Origin of the sequence: Bacillus sp. AFS015802, from assembly GCF_002561455.1 — a bacterium.
GTDB lineage: Bacteria > Bacillota > Bacilli > Bacillales > Bacillaceae_B > Rossellomorea.
In genome coordinates, this window is the sequence record NZ_NTUP01000070.1 from 108,639 (window position 1) to 125,688 (window position 17,050).

20 protein-coding genes and 2 riboswitches are annotated in these 17,050 nt (G+C 44.9%); of the genes, 18 read left to right on the plus strand and 2 right to left on the minus strand.

The window, feature by feature from the left end; genetic code table 11:
• From CN378_RS21520 to CN378_RS21590, 15 genes are all read left to right on the plus strand, one after another.
• Entirely contained in the window at window positions 1-975 is a 975-nt protein-coding gene (locus CN378_RS21520; protein WP_098354541.1) for a quinone oxidoreductase family protein, read from the plus strand.
• Window positions 976-1,000: 25 nt separating this feature from the next.
• Window positions 1,001-2,176, plus strand: a complete 1,176-nt coding sequence (locus CN378_RS21525; RefSeq protein WP_098354542.1) for an acyl-CoA dehydrogenase family protein — start codon at window positions 1,001-1,003, stop codon at window positions 2,174-2,176.
• A 21-nt stretch (window positions 2,177-2,197) separates the two neighbouring features.
• Window positions 2,198-2,956 (plus strand): 3-oxoacyl-ACP reductase FabG, encoded by a 759-nt coding sequence (gene fabG, locus CN378_RS21530; RefSeq protein ID WP_098354543.1) that lies wholly within the window; start codon window positions 2,198-2,200, stop codon window positions 2,954-2,956.
• 14 nt (window positions 2,957-2,970) lie between these two features.
• Entirely contained in the window at window positions 2,971-3,420 is a 450-nt protein-coding gene (locus CN378_RS21535) for a MaoC family dehydratase N-terminal domain-containing protein (RefSeq protein WP_098354544.1), read from the plus strand.
• Entirely contained in the window at window positions 3,417-3,827 is a 411-nt protein-coding gene (locus CN378_RS21540; protein WP_098354545.1) for a MaoC/PaaZ C-terminal domain-containing protein, read from the plus strand. The genes CN378_RS21535 and CN378_RS21540 overlap by 4 nt, the downstream gene beginning before the upstream one ends.
• A 187-nt stretch (window positions 3,828-4,014) precedes the next feature.
• A riboswitch (SAM riboswitch) is annotated at window positions 4,015-4,120 on the plus strand.
• A gap of 84 nt (window positions 4,121-4,204) precedes the next feature.
• Window positions 4,205-4,360: a YezD family protein gene (locus CN378_RS21545; RefSeq protein WP_257141233.1), complete on the plus strand. Its 156-nt coding sequence runs from the start codon at window positions 4,205-4,207 to the stop codon at window positions 4,358-4,360.
• Between the two features lie 105 nt (window positions 4,361-4,465).
• On the plus strand, window positions 4,466-5,176 hold the full coding sequence (locus tag CN378_RS21550; RefSeq protein ID WP_098354546.1) for a phosphoadenylyl-sulfate reductase: 711 nt from the start codon (window positions 4,466-4,468) through the stop codon (window positions 5,174-5,176).
• A gap of 45 nt (window positions 5,177-5,221) precedes the next feature.
• The gene (locus tag CN378_RS21555; protein ID WP_098354588.1) at window positions 5,222-6,244 is read left to right on the plus strand and encodes a sulfate permease; all 1,023 of its coding nucleotides are present in this window, start codon (window positions 5,222-5,224) and stop codon (window positions 6,242-6,244) included.
• Between the two features lie 43 nt (window positions 6,245-6,287).
• Entirely contained in the window at window positions 6,288-7,424 is a 1,137-nt protein-coding gene (gene sat, locus CN378_RS21560; protein ID WP_098354547.1) for a sulfate adenylyltransferase, read from the plus strand.
• A gap of 21 nt (window positions 7,425-7,445) precedes the next feature.
• Window positions 7,446-8,048: an adenylyl-sulfate kinase gene (cysC, locus tag CN378_RS21565; RefSeq protein ID WP_098354548.1), complete on the plus strand. Its 603-nt coding sequence runs from the start codon at window positions 7,446-7,448 to the stop codon at window positions 8,046-8,048.
• A gap of 12 nt (window positions 8,049-8,060) precedes the next feature.
• Window positions 8,061-9,671 (plus strand): nitrite/sulfite reductase, encoded by a 1,611-nt coding sequence (locus tag CN378_RS21570; protein ID WP_098354549.1) that lies wholly within the window; start codon window positions 8,061-8,063, stop codon window positions 9,669-9,671.
• 14 nt (window positions 9,672-9,685) lie between these two features.
• Window positions 9,686-9,910, plus strand: coding sequence for a DUF3906 family protein (locus CN378_RS21575; RefSeq protein WP_098354550.1), 225 nt, complete (start codon window positions 9,686-9,688; stop codon window positions 9,908-9,910).
• Window positions 9,911-9,921: 11 nt separating this feature from the next.
• Window positions 9,922-10,686: a uroporphyrinogen-III C-methyltransferase gene (cobA, locus tag CN378_RS21580; RefSeq protein ID WP_098354551.1), complete on the plus strand. Its 765-nt coding sequence runs from the start codon at window positions 9,922-9,924 to the stop codon at window positions 10,684-10,686.
• Window positions 10,687-11,442 (plus strand): sirohydrochlorin chelatase, encoded by a 756-nt coding sequence (locus CN378_RS21585; RefSeq protein ID WP_098354552.1) that lies wholly within the window; start codon window positions 10,687-10,689, stop codon window positions 11,440-11,442.
• Window positions 11,423-11,992, plus strand: coding sequence for a precorrin-2 dehydrogenase/sirohydrochlorin ferrochelatase family protein (locus CN378_RS21590; RefSeq protein WP_179885021.1), 570 nt, complete (start codon window positions 11,423-11,425; stop codon window positions 11,990-11,992). Before CN378_RS21585 ends, CN378_RS21590 begins: the two co-directional genes overlap by 20 nt.
• Before the next feature lie 52 nt (window positions 11,993-12,044).
• On the opposite strand, the gene CN378_RS21595 is transcribed toward CN378_RS21590, so the two are convergent.
• Window positions 12,045-12,293, minus strand: a complete 249-nt coding sequence (locus CN378_RS21595; RefSeq protein ID WP_098354554.1) for a hypothetical protein — start codon at window positions 12,291-12,293, stop codon at window positions 12,045-12,047.
• A 246-nt stretch (window positions 12,294-12,539) separates the two neighbouring features.
• Window positions 12,540-12,641, plus strand: a riboswitch (purine riboswitch).
• Window positions 12,642-12,752: 111 nt separating this feature from the next.
• Here CN378_RS21595 and CN378_RS21600 point away from each other — a divergent pair.
• The 3 genes from CN378_RS21600 to CN378_RS21610 all read left to right on the plus strand — a co-directional run bounded on the left by CN378_RS21600 (window position 12,753) and on the right by CN378_RS21610 (window position 16,369).
• Window positions 12,753-13,343, plus strand: a complete 591-nt coding sequence (locus CN378_RS21600) for a xanthine phosphoribosyltransferase (RefSeq protein ID WP_098354555.1) — start codon at window positions 12,753-12,755, stop codon at window positions 13,341-13,343.
• The gene (locus tag CN378_RS21605) at window positions 13,340-14,644 is read left to right on the plus strand and encodes a nucleobase:cation symporter-2 family protein (protein WP_098354556.1); all 1,305 of its coding nucleotides are present in this window, start codon (window positions 13,340-13,342) and stop codon (window positions 14,642-14,644) included. The genes CN378_RS21600 and CN378_RS21605 overlap by 4 nt, the downstream gene beginning before the upstream one ends.
• A 165-nt stretch (window positions 14,645-14,809) precedes the next feature.
• Window positions 14,810-16,369: a long-chain-fatty-acid--CoA ligase gene (locus CN378_RS21610; RefSeq protein ID WP_098354557.1), complete on the plus strand. Its 1,560-nt coding sequence runs from the start codon at window positions 14,810-14,812 to the stop codon at window positions 16,367-16,369.
• Window positions 16,370-16,508: 139 nt separating this feature from the next.
• Here the strand turns inward: CN378_RS21610 and CN378_RS21615 are convergent, their stop codons facing one another.
• Window positions 16,509-17,045: a hypothetical protein gene (locus CN378_RS21615; RefSeq protein ID WP_098354558.1), complete on the minus strand. Its 537-nt coding sequence runs from the start codon at window positions 17,043-17,045 to the stop codon at window positions 16,509-16,511.
• Window positions 17,046-17,050 lie beyond the last annotated feature (5 nt).

Sequence of the window (17,050 nt, forward strand, 5' to 3'; positions counted from 1 at the left end):
ATGAAAGCGGTCCAATTCAAGGAGTTCGGTGGTCCCGATGTGTTGAAGAATGTGGACATTGACATCCCTTCACCCCGAGGGAGAGAAGTATTGATTAAAGTGCATGCCTCTGCTGTCAATTATGCGGATACGGCCCGGCGCGAAGGACAATACGTGGTTAAAACACCTCTTCCATACATTCCTGGTGCAGAAGTAGCCGGGATTGTAACCGAAGTTGGCGATGGTGTGACAAAGGTCAAAAAAGGAGATCGGGTTGTAGCGATGATGGATTCAGGTGGGTATGCAGAATATGCCGTGACAGATGAACGATCCATCATCCCCCTTCCCTATGGCTTGGACTTCAAGGAAGCGGCCGCAATCCCTGTACAGGGATTGAGTGCGTATCATATTTTGAAAACGCTTGGGAGACTCGAGCGGGGTGAGACGGTCCTGATTCATGCTGCGGCAGGTGGTGTAGGGCTCCTTGCCGTTCAGCTCGCAAAACGATTCGGTGCCGGTAAAGTGATTGCCACTGCCAGCACAGAAGAAAAACTACGCCTTGCAGAAGATATGGGGGCAGATGTACTGGTCAACTATACAGAGGAAGAATGGGAGAAAAAAGTATTGGATGCGACAAGAGGAAAAGGTGTGGATCTTGCATTGGAGATGGCAGGTGGTGACGTCTTTTACAAAACGTTAAAATGCCTCGCCGACTTTGGAAGGCTCATCATTTACGGTGTCGCGAGCGGCGAGCAAAGCAGATTCTATCCATCCTCTCTAATGGCAAGGAATCAGTCGGTTACCGGATTTTTTCTTCCTCCTTTGATGAGGGATTCCGAATTGACCCAGAAAACATTGCATGAGATCTTTCATTATGTGGCGAGCGGTGATTTAAAGGTCACAGTCGGACACGTATTTCCATTGGAAGAAGCGGGTAAGGTTCATTCCCTCATGCAGGGAAGACAAACAGTGGGAAAAGTGATCCTGCAACCATGATTTTATAATAAAAGGGGGAAGAATGATGAACTTACGCTTATCAGATGAACAAAGGATGATCCAGAAGACCATCCGCCGATTTGTAGAGAAAGAATTGATCCCTTTAGAAAATGAAGTGCTCCGAAATGAAAGGGAGGGAAAGCCGAGCCTCTCTCCAGAAAAAAGGAAAGAGCTGCAAATGAAGGCGAAGGATGCCGGATTCTGGGGCATCAATACTCCGGAGGAATACGGAGGGGCAGATCTCGGTCAAATGATGATGGCGATCGTCTATATGGAAATCTCCAAGACCTTTGTTCCATTCTCCTTTGGAGGCTATGCCGATAACATACTTTATTACGCCAACGAGGAACAGAAGAAAAACTACTTGATCCCCACTATTAATGGAGAAAAGAAATCGTGTTTTGCCATGACTGAACCAGGAGCGGGATCTGATACCCGTAATATCCGGACCACAGCCGTGAAAGACGGAAACGAATGGATCTTAAATGGAGAGAAAACGTTCATTACGGGTGGAAACGAAGCAGATTTTGTCATGGTCATGGCCGTCACGGATAAAGAAAAACATCGTCGTACCGGGAGAGAAGGCGTCACCTGCTTCATTGCCGATCGAAGTATGGGCTGGAAATCCGAATATATCCATACGATGGGTGAATGGGGACCGGCGAGCCTTATTTTTGACGATGTAAGGGTTCCTGAAGAGAACATCCTTGGTGAAATCGATGGGGGCTATGATCTGGGCTTGGAATGGATCGGATTCGCACGATGGATCGTAGGTGCCCAGGCGGTGGGCGCAGCAGAACGCCTTCTTCAAATGGCCATCGACTATTCGAAAGAACGGGAGACCTTTGGAAAACCTATCGCCGACCGGCAGGCAATTCAATGGCAGATTGCCGACTCTGCCGTGGAGATTGAAGCTGCCCGCTGGCTCGTGTTAAATGCAGCCTTCACTCTCGATCAGGGAGAAGACAACCGCCATGTAGCATCCATGGCAAAACTCTACGGATCCAATATGGGAAATCGGGTGGTCGACCGTGTCCTGCAAATTCACGGGGGGATGGGCTACACAAGGGAACTTCCCATAGAGCGCTGGTATCGTGAGGCAAGGTTATGGCGCATATATGATGGAACCGATGAAATCCAAAAACTGATCATTTCAAGAAATTTATTAAAAGGGCATGTGAAACTGGGGCAATTTGTATAATTTTACAAGGAGGCAAAAGGAATGGGAGAACGATTCAGAGGAAAAGTGGCAATGGTGACGGGTGGAAGCAGAGGGATCGGCAGAGCGATCGCGGGGCTCCTGGCTGAAGAAGGAGCAAAGGTGGCCATCATCGACGTGAATGAAGAGGCGTTGAATGAAGCGGGTGATGAACTTAAGCAGTATGAATTGTATACAAAAGTGGCCAATGTCGTAGAATCACAGGAAGTGGATAATGCGATGAAGGAAGTGTATGAATCTTTTGGTTCCCTTGACATTGTCGTCAATAATGCAGGCGTCATCAGGGATAATCTGCTATTTAAAATGACCGAGAATGATTGGCAGACCGTCATGGATGTACATTTGAAGGGTTCATTTAATGTAGCGAAGGCAGCACAGAAGTATATGGTGAAACAAAAGTATGGTCGGATCATCAATATTTCTTCCACTTCTGCACTCGGGAACCGTGGCCAGGCCAATTATGCTACAGCAAAAGCGGGTCTTCAGGGGCTTACGAAAACCCTTGCCATTGAGCTCGGACCATTTGGAATCACGACCAATGCGGTAGCACCCGGATTCATCGAAACCGAGATGACGAAAGAGACGGCGAAACGAATAGGGATTACATTTGAGCAATTGGTAGAGGCGAGCCTGAAGGGAATCCCTGTGGGAAGAAGCGGACTGCCTGAAGATATTGCGAACGCAGTGGCCTTTTTTGCAGATGAAAAGTCTTCATTCGTCAATGGACAGGTCCTTTATGTAGCAGGAGGGCCGAAAGACTAAAAGGGGTGAAAGATATGTTTCAGTCATTTATCGGAAAACGTTCGGCTCCCGTTGAGAACTGTGTGGAAAGAGGTGCCGTTCGTAAGTTTGCAGAAGCCATTGGTGACCCCCATCCCATCTATATGGATAAAGATGCCGGGAAGCGCTCGAGATTTGGTGGAAACATCGCTCCTCCCACTTTTCCAAGAGTGTTGGAGTACGGTACAATCGAAGGCTTTCATTTACCAAACGTGGGATTGATTCACGGTGAACAGTCGTTTCAGTATGAAAGGCCTTTGAGTGTTGGTGAAACCATCCACTGTTACACGGAAATTAAAGATTATTATGAGCGAAACGGTTCAGGAGGGACACTGGGGTTCCTTGTTATAGAAGATGTGGGTGAAGATGTCGAGGGCAAAAGGATTTTCACTTCCGAAGCCATTGTCATTATTACAGAAGCTGTTAGAAAGAGGTTGAGTAAATGACAACAACACTACGGTCACTTCATGCAGGAGTTTCACTTCCTCCTGTCGAGTTAGACCCGGTATCGAGGATCGACTTGATCAAATATGCCGGGGCATCGGGGGATTATAATCCTATTCACACGATCGATGATGAAGCACAGAAGTTGGGTCTGCCAGGAATCATCGCCCACGGTATGTGGACGATGGGCAATGTATCAAAACTGTTCAGTCCCCATTATGCAGAAGGTTTTATCAAGGATTACTCCGTACGGTTTAAAGGGATGGTCATGTTGAATGATGTGATTACCTTACGGGCAGAAATGCTGGATAAACAGGATAACCTTCTTCATTTTAATATCACTGCAGTCAATCAGATTGAAAAAAATGTGATAGTGGGGAAAGTCGTTTTTGAGCTAATGGATCATTGAGGAAATAGTCAGCTGTGAACGAAATCGTGCTTTCTCAAAATAGTGTTTTAAATCCAATTTCCATCGAATAAACATAAAGAGATCGGACGTTGAAAGAAAAATAAGTCAAAAGACATAAATCCGATCGAAAAAGTCGGGTTGACTTCTTTCGGGAATGTGATATTATTTAGAATATTAAAATTAATAACTCTTATCCAGAGTGGTGGAGGGATCTGGCCCTGTGAAGCCCAGCAACCTACGTATTGTAAGGTGCTAATTCCAGCAAAATGTTTATCCATTTTGGAAGATAAGGTATCCTTACCTGAACAACTTTCCAAAATGGAAGGTTGTTTTTTCTTTTTGAATGAACTGGATAAGACGAAAATTGGGGGAATCGTGTGACAAGAGAAAAAGGTCAACAGGCACAGTTTGAGGCAGTGGCAGAGAAAATCCAGTCCATGCTTGAATCCATGAATTATGGTTCGATCACCATTGTCGTTCAAGACGGCAAAGTCATTCAATTAGAGAAAAATGAAAAAGTACGAATCAAATAAGCTGACTAGACAAACTAGAGGCGCGTAGCAAAAATATAGGGATTCCCTGTATTTTCTGTTACCGCCTCTTTTTCTTTGGATAAGCATCAGGGAAAGGAGTGTCCTATGTTAACGTATCGGACTTGGAAAAAGCCAACCTTGGACTTTGAAGTGGATCCGGTCTACAAAGGGGCGTTGAACGTTCTGAAATGGACATATGATCATTATGGTGAAAGTGTGGTATATGCGTGCAGTTTCGGGATTGAAGGCATTGTGCTCATCGATCTCATATCCAAGGTACAGCCGCAGGCGACCATCGTGTTCCTTGATACAGGGGTTCATTTCAAAGAAACGTATGAAATCATTGAGAAAGTGAAGGAGACTTATCCAGGGTTGACCATCCATATGAAAAAGCCTGTACTGACCCTTGAGGAGCAGGCTGAAGCCTATGGGGATAAATTATGGGAAACCAACCCGAACCAATGCTGTCAAATACGTAAGCTGGATCCGCTTAAAGAAACATTATCGGAGGGAAATGCCTGGATATCTGGATTAAGGAGAGAACAATCCCCTACAAGGCAACACATTGAATTCATTAATAAAGATGAAAAATTTCAATCTGTCAAGATATGTCCGTTGATTCACTGGACCTGGAAGGAGATTTGGCGATACGTCCATAAACATAATCTATCATATAACACCCTTCACGATCAGGGTTATCCGAGTATAGGCTGTTTCCATTGTACCTCACCGTCCCTCGACATCAATGATCTCCGCTCCGGAAGATGGAAAGGAAAAGGGAAGACAGAATGCGGCCTGCATGGGGACGGGGGATAAGCTTTGCTTGAAATCTCTGCCCTTATCATCAGCTTGTTCTTCGCCATGAACATTGGTGCCAGTGGAGCGGCAGCATCAATGGGGGTTGCATACGGAGCGGGAGCGATCAGGAATATCAGGACTGCATTGTGGATTTGTGCTGCAGGTGTTTTGAGCGGTGCGGTTCTCGGTGGTGGAGAAGTTGTCAAGACAATCAGTTCAGGGATCATCCCGCAAAATCTTTTGTCGATCAAAATTGTACTCATTATTTTGTTATCTGCAACGATTTCACTATTTCTGGCGAATGTGATCGGGATTCCGCTGTCTACGAGTGAGGTCACGGTAGGAGCCGTGGTAGGAGTCGGGGTAGCCTATCAGGTTCTGTATGTAAAATCACTTATTACGATCATGTCTTTCTGGGTTATCGTCCCTGTCATCGCCTTTTTCGTGACCTGCCTTGCCGGATTAGGTTTGGTCCAGCTTGAAAAGCGGGGGTTTCATTTTGATAAACAGTGGCTTGCTTATCTGTTGATCATCGCTGGATTCTTTGAAGCTTTCTCAGCAGGGATGAATAATGTTGCCAATGCCGTTGGTCCTTTGGTCGGGGCAGGGCTGATATCACCTTCGCGTGGAATCTTGATTGGTGGTGCATTTGTTGCACTCGGAGCTGTTTTACTGGGAAAGAAAGTAGTCGAAACAAACGGCAAGAAAATTACGCAATACTCAAAGGCAGAAGGAATTGTCATTTCCTCAACAGGAGCCTTCCTCGTCATCTTGAGCTCTCTGTATGGATTGCCGATCCCTCTGACACAGGTTACGTCCTCATCCATCATTGGTTTGGGTGTAGCTAAAAACGGCAAGCACATGCTGCAAAAGAAAATCGTCAAAAAAATCGTCAAAATCTGGGTGGTCTCCCCATTGATTTCACTCAGTATTTCATACTTTTTGGTCAAACTGTTGATCGATAGTGATCTGTACTCAATTGTCGTACCGATTAGCGTCATTATTTCCACAGTAGGTGCGCTGTCCCTGATGAGGGTCATTAACGAGGAAAGACGGTCTGTCCATGAAGATGGAGGTGGAATTTGATTTTAATTCCGATTATTTAAATATGTTAAGGAGGATATTTTACATGAGTTTACAGCCACACGGAGGAGTGCTTATTCAATCTTACTTGCCTCAAGAATCCTATGAGGATATTCAGCAGGAAATACCATTGGACGAAATCGCATTGAGTGATCTGGAACTGATTGCAATCGGTGCTTACAGTCCCTTAGAAGGATTCTTGACCAAAAGGGATTATCAGACCGTGGTGGAATCATTACGGCTTGAGAGCGGATGTGTATGGAGCATTCCCATCACTCTGCCCATCGACAGGGAGCAGGCTGGTTTTGTGCAGATAGGGAAAAGGAGCCGGCTTGTCTATGAAGGAGAAACATACGGGATTATCGATGTGGAGGATATCTACGAACCTGACAAATATAAAGAAGCCCTTCTTGTCTATGGAACGACGGACGGGGAACATCCCGGAGTAAAGAAACTATTCGATCGTGGTGATGTGTATGTCGGAGGCAGGATTACACTTGTGAAAAGGCTCTCCAAGCCTTTCAGGGAGTATACATTCGATCCGGTTGAAACACGTAAAAGGTTCAAAGACAAGGGATGGAGAACGATTGTCGGGTTCCAGACCAGAAACCCCGTTCACAGGGCACATGAATACATTCAGAAAACGGCTTTGGAAACGGTGGATGCCCTATTTTTAAATCCGCTGGTGGGTGAAACGAAAGCGGATGACATTTCAGCGGAAATACGGATGAAGAGCTATGATGTTCTTCTTAGGAACTATTACCCGAAGGACCGTGTATTTCTAGGCGTCTTTCCTGCAGCTATGAGATATGCAGGGCCAAGGGAAGCGATCTTTCATGCGTTGGTCCGGAAAAACTATGGCTGTACACATTTCATTGTCGGGCGGGATCATGCTGGTGTCGGTGATTATTACGGAACCTATGATGCACAAAAAATCTTTGATCAGTTTACGGAAGAAGAAATCGGGATCACTCCCCTTCGCTTCGAACATAGCTTCTACTGCAACAAATGCGAAGGGATGGCAACGACGAAGACCTGCCCTCACGGGAAAGAGCATCATGTCATCCTTTCAGGAACCAAAGTGAGAGGAATGCTTAGGAACGGTGAGGTCCCTCCATCCACTTTCAGTCGTCCAGAAGTAATTGAAGTATTGATCAGTGGTCTGAAACAAGAATCCAAATAACCGGACGGGGAGGAAGATAGATTGAGTGGTAAACAAGAGAACATCGTATGGCATCAGTCGACAATCACAAAAAAGGAAAGAAGGGATAAAAATGGTCATCAAAGTTTCATTCTCTGGTTCACAGGATTATCTGCTTCAGGTAAATCGACAGTAGCGAATGCATTGGCTGCCTCCCTTTTTAATCAGGGAAAGCAGGTGTACGTTCTGGATGGAGATAACGTCCGCCATGGATTGAACCAGGATTTGGGCTTTAACGAGGACGACCGTAAAGAAAACATCAGACGGATAGGGGAAGTGTCGAAACTCTTCATTGATAGTGGTCAAATCGTGCTCACCGCGTTTATTTCACCTTACAGAAAAGATCGGGACCTTGTGAGAAGCCTGGTCGGACCTGAAGAATTTCTGGAAGTATACGTACACTGTTCCCTGGAGGAATGTGAAAAGCGGGACCCAAAAGGGCTGTATAAAAAAGCCCGCAAACAAGAAATCACCCATTTCACGGGAATCAGTGCTCCGTATGAAGAACCGGAAAATCCGGAAATCGTCCTGGATACAGAGAAGAACTCAATTGAACAATGTGTAGAAATTCTTTTGACGGAATTAAAGCAAAAACAATTGATATAAGGAGAGGAAATCATGGCATATAAGAAATCATGGGAGTCAAATGAAAAATTGAACAAAACGGAACAATGGAAGCTGGAAAAAGACGGATTGAAGATATTCGATGATATTCCGTATTATGCAGAAAACGGATTCTCATCCATCCCGAAAGAAGAATGGGATAAATTCAAATGGGCAGGACTTTACCTTCAAAGACCAAAGGAAGACGGGTATTTCATGATGAGGGTCAATGTCCCTTCCGGCATATTATCGTACGATCAGGCAAGGGAGCTTGCTTCCATCTGTAAGGAATACGGCAGGGATGTGTATGATATCACTACCCGCCAGGCGATCCAGTTCCACTGGCTGAAAATCGAGCAAATCCCGGATATTTTCAAGCGATTGGAGAAAGTCGGATTATCTTCTGCTGGGGCATGCGGGGATATTACTCGTAATATCGTCGGAAATCCACTGGCTGGAATCGACCCTGATGAATTATTCGATACACGCAGCGTTGTGAAGGAAGTATATGATTTCTTCCAGCATAATGAAGATTTTTCAAACCTTCCAAGAAAGTATAAAGTCGCAATCTCTGCAAATATCAATAATGCATCAAATGCTGAAATCAACTGTGTTTCTTTTGTTCCTGCTAGAAAAAAGGTTGACGGTAAGGAAGTGGCCGGATTTCATGTGAAAGTCGGGGGAGGGTTGTCAGCAAGACCATTCCTTGCAGAGGAACTGGATGTATTCGTCCTCCCTCATCAAGTGAAAGATGTGACGGTTGCCCTTACGACCATTTTCCGAGATTACGGTTATCGGGAGAAACGCCATTTGGCACGGTTGAAATTCCTGATGGCCGACTGGGGGCCGGAGAAATTCAAGGAGAAGTTACTGGAGTATGTAGAACTCCTCCCGGCAGGGACCGATGCAGTGAAAGGATGGAACGCGGGGTACTTCTACGGGGTCCATCCCCAGAAACAGGAAGGGCTTAATTACGTTGGGCTGAATGTTCCGGTCGGCAGGCTGAACTCGGATGAAGTGTTTGAACTTGCCAGGATCTCAAAGAAATACGGAAATGGTGAACTCAGAAACTGTAATTCTCAGAATCTCATCATTCCGAATATACCAGATGAGCATGTGGATGCTCTGCTTTCCGAGAAGATTTTTGATCGAATTTCAACGAGTCCACTGTCCTTTATCGGTTATTCCGTATCATGCACAGGGATTGAATACTGCAATCTCGCCCTGGTAGAGACGAAGGAGCGGATGCGACTAATCGCAAACGAGCTCGATCGGGAATTGACCTTGGATGTACCGGTCAGGATCCATATGGTTGGATGCCCGAACTCATGCGGACAGCGACAGATTGCAGATATCGGACTGCAGGGTATCAAAATGAGAACCAAAGACAAAAAAATGATCGAAGCTTTTGAAATCTATGTAGGCGGGACCTTGCAAGACGGCGGGAAACTGAATGAAAAGTTGAAGGGAAAAGTGGAAGCCTCCAATCTGACAGAAGTTGTGAAGCAATTATTGATCCATTTTAAACAAACGAAAGAACAGGGAGAAACCTTTTTTGACTACATCAACCGGGTCGGGACATCTCCCCTTCAGGAATCGTTGGACCAACTGCTTCAAGAAGCATAAGGAGGAAAAGATAGATGAATTTGTATCGATTTGAAGTCACGGCACGTGATTTTGTGACAATCGTCGTAGTAGCGGCTGAATCAGATGAAAAAGCCTTTGACCTGGTGGAGATAGAACTTGAGAAGTACTTTTTGAAAAAGCCGGATGTCGTGGATATTTCTCTATATGAGAAGCGGAGGATCCGGGGAAATGGTGCAGGGTTCGTTCTGCATGAACAGGAAACAATCATCAAATCATAAGGAGGAAGACAATGGGGAAGGTATATTTAGTGGGAGCGGGTCCGGGCGATCCGGAACTGATAACGGTGAAAGCATTAAAATCCATACAAAAAGCAGACGTCATCCTGTATGACCGATTGGTGAATAAAGAACTTCTCTCATACGCCAAGAAGGGGGCGGACTTGATCTACTGTGGAAAACTGCCAAACTACCATACGATGAAACAGGAAACGATCAATCACTTCCTGGTCCGCTATGCCTCCAGCGGGAAAGTGGTGGTGAGATTGAAGGGAGGGGACCCATTTGTTTTTGGAAGGGGAGGAGAAGAAGCGGAAGCGTGTGCGGTAAAAGGGATCCCATTTGAAATCGTCCCTGGCATTACGTCAGGAATCGCCGCAGCTGCCTATGCAGGGATTCCCGTCACTCACCGGGATGCCAGTTCAAGTGTTGCCTTTGTGACGGGCCATAAACAAAACAATCAACTGGAAGATGAGAAATGGGAAGGTTTATCGAAAGGAATCGATACTCTTGCGATTTATATGGGTGTCAGTAACCTTCCTTATATTAAAGAAAAGCTCATCAAATACGGAAAATCCAAAGAAACCCCTGTGGCACTGGTTCACTGGGGAACAACAGACGTGCAGAAGACCGTCACAGGGACGCTGGACACGATCGTCGATATCGTCAAGAACGAAAAAATTGAAAATCCAAGCATGATCATCGTTGGAGAAGTAGTACGGTATCGGGAGAAGATTCAATGGTTCGAACAGAAAATGCTCATGAGCGAGGCTTTATAGATGAAGCATGCAGTCCTGTACGTCTGTCATGGCAGCCGGGTTGAGAAAGCACGGGAAGAGGCGGTATCCTTTATCAAGCGATGCCAGAAACATGTGAAGGCCGATATTCAGGAAATCACCTTTCTAGAGCTTGCATCCCCTTCCATAGAAGAAGGATTCACCGTTTGCGTTGAAAAAGGAGCGACGCATATATCGGTCGTTCCCCTTCTCCTTCTGACAGCAGTCCATGCCAAAACGGATATCCCGGATGAAATTCAAAAATGCAGGGATGCCTATCCGGCTATTCATGTGAAGTACGGTCGTCCCATAGGTATTCACGATAAAATGGTCGAAAGTGTCATTAAAAAGATTGAGGAAGCCATATCGATTGATTCCTCTGCCATCGCTGTATTAATTGGAAGAGGGAGCTCTGACCCCGATGTCAGGCGAGATCTTGATTCCATTGCAGCGCTTGTTCACAGTAGAACCACGTTAAAGGCTGTGAAAACATGCTATTTAACAGCAGCTTCTCCAAGCTTTACAGAAACCTTGGAGTCTGTAAGGCATTCAGATAAAAACGTCATCTTCATCCCATATCTTTTATTTACCGGGTTACTGATGAAGGGAATTGAAAAGGAAATACAGAGAACGAATAATGAACATATCAAACTCGGGAATTATTTAGGTTATGATCCGCTTGTGGAAGAAGCGTTCCTGGACAGGGTATATGAGTCACTTTGGGCAAAAGGAGAAAACTATGCTGCCAGTCATGATTGATGTCTCTGGTAAACAAGTAACGATTGTGGGTGGAGGGAGAGTGGCATTTCGTAAGCTCTCTGTATTTTATGAGCAGGGAGCAAGGATTACCGTCATCAGTCCGGAGATAGTCGATGAGATCAAAGTACTGCATGAAGAGAATAAGATTTCCTGGATCAAGAGAGAAGTGGGAAGAGAGGATGTACGGAATGCTTTTATCGTCATCGCTGCCACAAACAAACGATGGGTGAACGAACAGGTGAAAAGGTATTCCGAGGAAAACCAGCTATTATGTGTAGTGGACGATGGGGATTGTGGAAATATGCAGATGGTCTCCTTTACACAAAAAGGAACTTTCACCATCGCTGTATCTACAGGTGGTGCAAGTCCATTCTTAGCAAAGAAGCTTACGAATCAACTATCTCAACCATTTGATGATTCTTTCATCGAGAAGCTTGCAATCATTTCTTCTGAGAGAAAGGATATCAAAGCATCGGATTTACCTGAAAAGGAAAAAAGAAAGCTGTTAAGAGAACTTTCGTATAAGCTTGAGGTAATTGAAAATGAGTAAAGCATGGGGAGTATAAATTTCCCATGCTTTACTCATCTGTCATCTATGAAGATTATGATTGGCCCTCTACAAGGCTCTGATTTATTTTTTGCTGATTCAAATGTACAATTTCACTTAATCCTAAGAAAAACATCGTTGCTCCTAAAGAAAGAAGATATAGCAGCCAAATGGCAGATGTCATATCCTCGATCCCGAAAATACCCGATTTAGAAACATCCAATTTCATTGCGGTAATACTACCGGCGGAAAATAAAAACCATGCAAATACTTTTAGACCTATGGCCACGGCATTTTGTTTCATAGAATCCCTCCTGTTATCCAATAAGGATGAAAAATCACTACATAATATGATTATAGTTCTGACCATTGAAGATATGACTTTTTATCTATATTATCAATAAGATATTTTCTGAACCTATTTCCCTTTGAAAAGGGAATCATTAGAAACACCTTCTTATTTCACGAACATTTAACACTGAATTTGTTTTTAATGTTAGGAAATGAGTCTTTACAAATGGATGAGTTGCCGGTATACTAACCAATATCAAATTCATATTTATTTTTCACTCATATAATAGCGGGGATATGGCCCGCGAGTTTCTACCGGATTACCGTAAATGATCCGACTATGGGTGAGCAATGATAGGTGCGTCTTTATGGACGCTCTTTGCCTAACCCAAAGGTCATTGTCTCACTCTGATGTGAGCACAAATCCTTTGGGTTTTTTAGTATCTACAACAGGTAAAGGAGCGGTTCATTCATGAATGTATTAAAGAATAAGATCAAAGCGGAGGGGGTCGTCCTTTCAGAAACGGTATTAAAGGTCGATTCTTTCCTAAATCATCAAATTGATCCGGAACTGATGATGGAAATTGGGAAAGAATTTGCGCATCGTTTCAAAGAGGAAGGAATCACAAAGATACTGACCATTGAATCATCAGGGATCGCACCAGGTGTGATGGCTGCCCTTCAGATGAATGTTCCACTAGTCTTTGCACGAAAAAAGAAATCGTTGACGCTAACTGAGGGAGTTCTTACTTCAAAGGTCTATTCATTCACCAAGCAAGAAGAAAATACCATTTCCATCTCAAGAGAGTACATACAAAAAAATGATCGAGTCTTATTGATCGATGATTTCCTGGCAAACGGGCAGGCAGCATTGGGGTTGATCGACTTAGTGAAGCAGGCGGAAGCGGTTGTCGCCGGAATCGGAATTGTCATTGAAAAGTCATTTCAAAATGGCGGAAAAATTGTCCGGGATACTGGCTATAGAGTGGAATCTTTAGCTGAAATAGAGTCCCTTGAAAACGGAGAAGTACAATTTAAGCAAGAGGAGGCGACTGTATCATGAAGAATCAGCCTCTTAAACTGGCTTCACTTGGTATCCAGCATGTTCTTGCCATGTATGCAGGTGCGGTCATTGTCCCCTTGATCGTCGGAGGGGCCCTTGGACTTTCGGGAGAACAGCTTACGTATCTTGTATCCATCGATATTTTCATGTGTGGAATCGCTACCCTGCTGCAAGTGTGGAGTAATCGATTCTTCGGGATCGGACTACCGGTTGTTCTCGGATGTACGTTCACGGCAGTCGGGCCCATGATTGCGATTGGAGGTCAGTATGGGATCTCTGCCATCTACGGATCGATTCTCGTTTCAGGTCTATTCGTCATTGCGATCAGTAAATATTTTGGGAAGCTCGTCCGCTTTTTCCCGCCTGTCGTGACGGGCTCTGTCGTGACCATCATTGGGATCACACTGATCCCCGTTGCCATGAACAATGTGGCAGGCGGTCAGGGGAGTGCGGATTTTGGTTCATTGGAAAATCTGTCATTAGCGTTTGGAACGTTGTTATTCATATTATTCTTATATAAATTCTTTACAGGTTTTGTCCGCTCAGTATCCATTTTACTCGGACTGATGGCAGGAACGGCCGTCGCTTTTGTTCTCGGAAAAGTCGATTTCAGTGCTGTTGGTGATGCCTCGTGGTTTCATATGGCTAAACCATTCTACTTCGGGATGCCGACCTTTGAAATAACAGCCATCCTCACGATGATTCTTGTAGCCATGGTCAGCCTGGTCGAGTCAACGGGTGTGTATTTCGCCCTTGGGGATATCACTGATAAAAGGATTTCAGAAGAAGATTTAGCAAGAGGGTATCGTGCAGAAGGACTGGCCATCGTCCTCGGTGGATTATTCAACGCATTTCCGTATACGGCGTATTCCCAGAATGTCGGATTGGTACAGCTTTCGGGTGTGAAGCGGAATAATGTGATATATGCAACGGGTGCTTTCCTTGTGATCCTTGGTTTGGTCCCGAAAATCGGTGCACTTACCACTGTGATTCCCGCTTCAGTATTGGGAGGTGCGATGGTCGCCATGTTCGGTATGGTGGTCGCGTACGGAATTAAAATGCTGAGTCACGTGAATTTTGCTTCACAGGAGAACCTATTGATCATCGCATGTTCTGTAGGAATGGGACTTGGGGTAACGGCTGTCCCTGAACTGTTTGCTCAAATGCCAACAAGCATCCGCATCTTGACGGATAACGGAATCGTGGCCGGCAGTTTAACCGCGATTGGGCTGAATATCTTTTTTAATGTGTTATCTAAACGAAAGTTGAATGTTGTGGTGAGGGAGCAAAAAGCTTCATGATTTTGATAAAACCGTCATTTCTATTCCATTTAGAGATGATGGTTTTTTCTTCGTGATATATTTCTGAATTATCTGATATCAAGGAGGGGAAAGGGACACCCGTCACGAACAATATGGATAGGGAATGTGTCAGAATGGAACACCTTACTAATAAGGAGGAAAAAAATGTACGCAACCACTGGATCTATTTTTGATCAAACGGTAATGAAATTCCGCAATAAGGAGGCAATCGTAGAAGAGAAGACTGGTAAACGGTTAACCTTTGGGGAGTGGCAGGATGAAGTCCATCGTGTGGCCAATGCCCTATTGGAAGCAGGCGTAAGGAAAGGGGACCGGGTTTCTACGTATCTATTCAATACATTGGAGTTGGCCAATGTCTATTTTGCATGCGGGAAAATCGGTGCCGTGATCAATCCGATTAACTTCCGTCTGAAAGGAAAGGAAATCCACTTTATTTTAGAAGATGCAGAACCTAAGGTCGTACTGTTTGAAGAAGCTCTTTCCCAACCGATTGAAGGGATATCCAAGAACTTTCCTCAGACCCTTTTTTGGTATGTGGGGGACAAAGCGCCGGAATTTGCACAAAGCTATCATGAGGTAGTGAGTCCTTGTTCCACCGCACTTGCTGATTTTTCAGTAGAAGAAACGGACATTTATGCCATCATGTACACGAGCGGGACCACCGGCAGACCAAAAGGGGTGCTCCACAGACACCGGGATATGGCGGAGCAGAGTTTGATCTGTACATCGGTCATGGGGCTTACACCAAATGATATCGGACTTGTTACAGCTCCCATGTTCCATTGTGCCGAACTTCATTGCTGTTTCCTTCCACGGGTACAAGCGGGAGCGAAAAATATCATCGTTCATCAGTTCCAGCCCCAGACGGTATTGGATGTCATACAACGTGAGAGAGTCACCAATCTTTTCGCGGCACCGACCATGTGGAATATGCTTCTCCAACATGGGGTGGAGGAGTATGATACTTCATCACTCCGGATCGGTCTCTACGGGGCTGCCCCGATGGCGCCAGTTCTTGTCAGGGCTCTACAGGAAACGATGAATGTCGACCTGATCCAGGCGTATGGTCAGACCGAGATGGGGCCAGCGGTTACGTTCCTGCTTCAGGATGAACAGTTAACGAAGGCGGGTTCCGCCGGTCGTGCCGCTTATAACCATGAAATACGAGTGGTAAGACCCTCTGAGAATGGCCCTTCTGATCCTGAAGATATATGTAAACCCGGTGAAGTCGGGGAGATCCTCGTCAGGGGCTCATGCACGATGCTTGAATACTTTAACCGGAAGGAAGCGACGGATCAAGCGTTGTATAAAGGCTGGTACCACTCCAGTGACTTAGGTTACATGGATGAAGACGGATATTTGTATGTGGCTGACAGGGTGGATGATATGGTGATTACAGGAGGGGAGAACGTCTATCCGCGAGAGGTAGAGGACGCCCTGCATGTTCATGAAGATGTGTTGGATGTCGCCGTCCTCGGTCAACCGGATAATACATGGGGAGAGCAGGTTTTAGCAGTAGTGGTATCGAAAAATCCTTCTCTTTCATCAGGGGACCTTGATTTATTTTTGAAGAGTGGAGATCTGCTGGCAGATTATAAGCGGCCAAGGGAATATGTATTTGTGAATGAGCTTCCCCGTAATGCAAGTGGGAAAATTCAAAAGTTCCTGCTGAGGGAACATTTTAAACAAAAAGAAAAACAATGAAAAAGGGACGTTAAATCAGATAAGAACACATGTTCCGTTCAGGAAAATTAAGCAAATAAGGTAGAAAACAAGAGATATATGGAGAAAATCAAAGATAAAATATTTCAAAACGCCTGGAAATACCTTTCCAGGCGTTTTGTTATTCTTCGCAATCTGTAGAAAATAAGATTGCTACACCGCAAACATCATCTTTCATAACATCGCTGAAAACAGTTGAAGCTACACCTGTAAAGCTATTACAAAGGTTCGATATATCATCGTTAAAAAACTGGATAACCTCGGCTTTAAATACGGGGTAAACAGCGTTTGGTCCACCAGGGAGCTGAGGTTTGACCACTACTCTTTCAAAGTAGGGATTTCCTTCCAGGGCGACTTGAACAAGTTCTGCTACTGCAAATGAACGGAGTGGGCAAGGGAGCCCCGTCACGATTTCCTGTTCATTGTTTACAATAATCACGGTCAAAGTGACGTTACCAAACTCAATGGATGGGTCAAGGAGGGTTGCCAAGGCGGCAGCTTTTTCATTATTTGTTGTGGTCACGATGGCGATATATTGTGAATCTACCGGAATCAGCGGTCCCATTGTTACTTCGGGATCTGTTCCGATTGTATTTTTCAATTCATTAAAATAGGTGATCCAGGGAGGGGAGAGCTGAACATTCATTTTCTTATCCATTATCA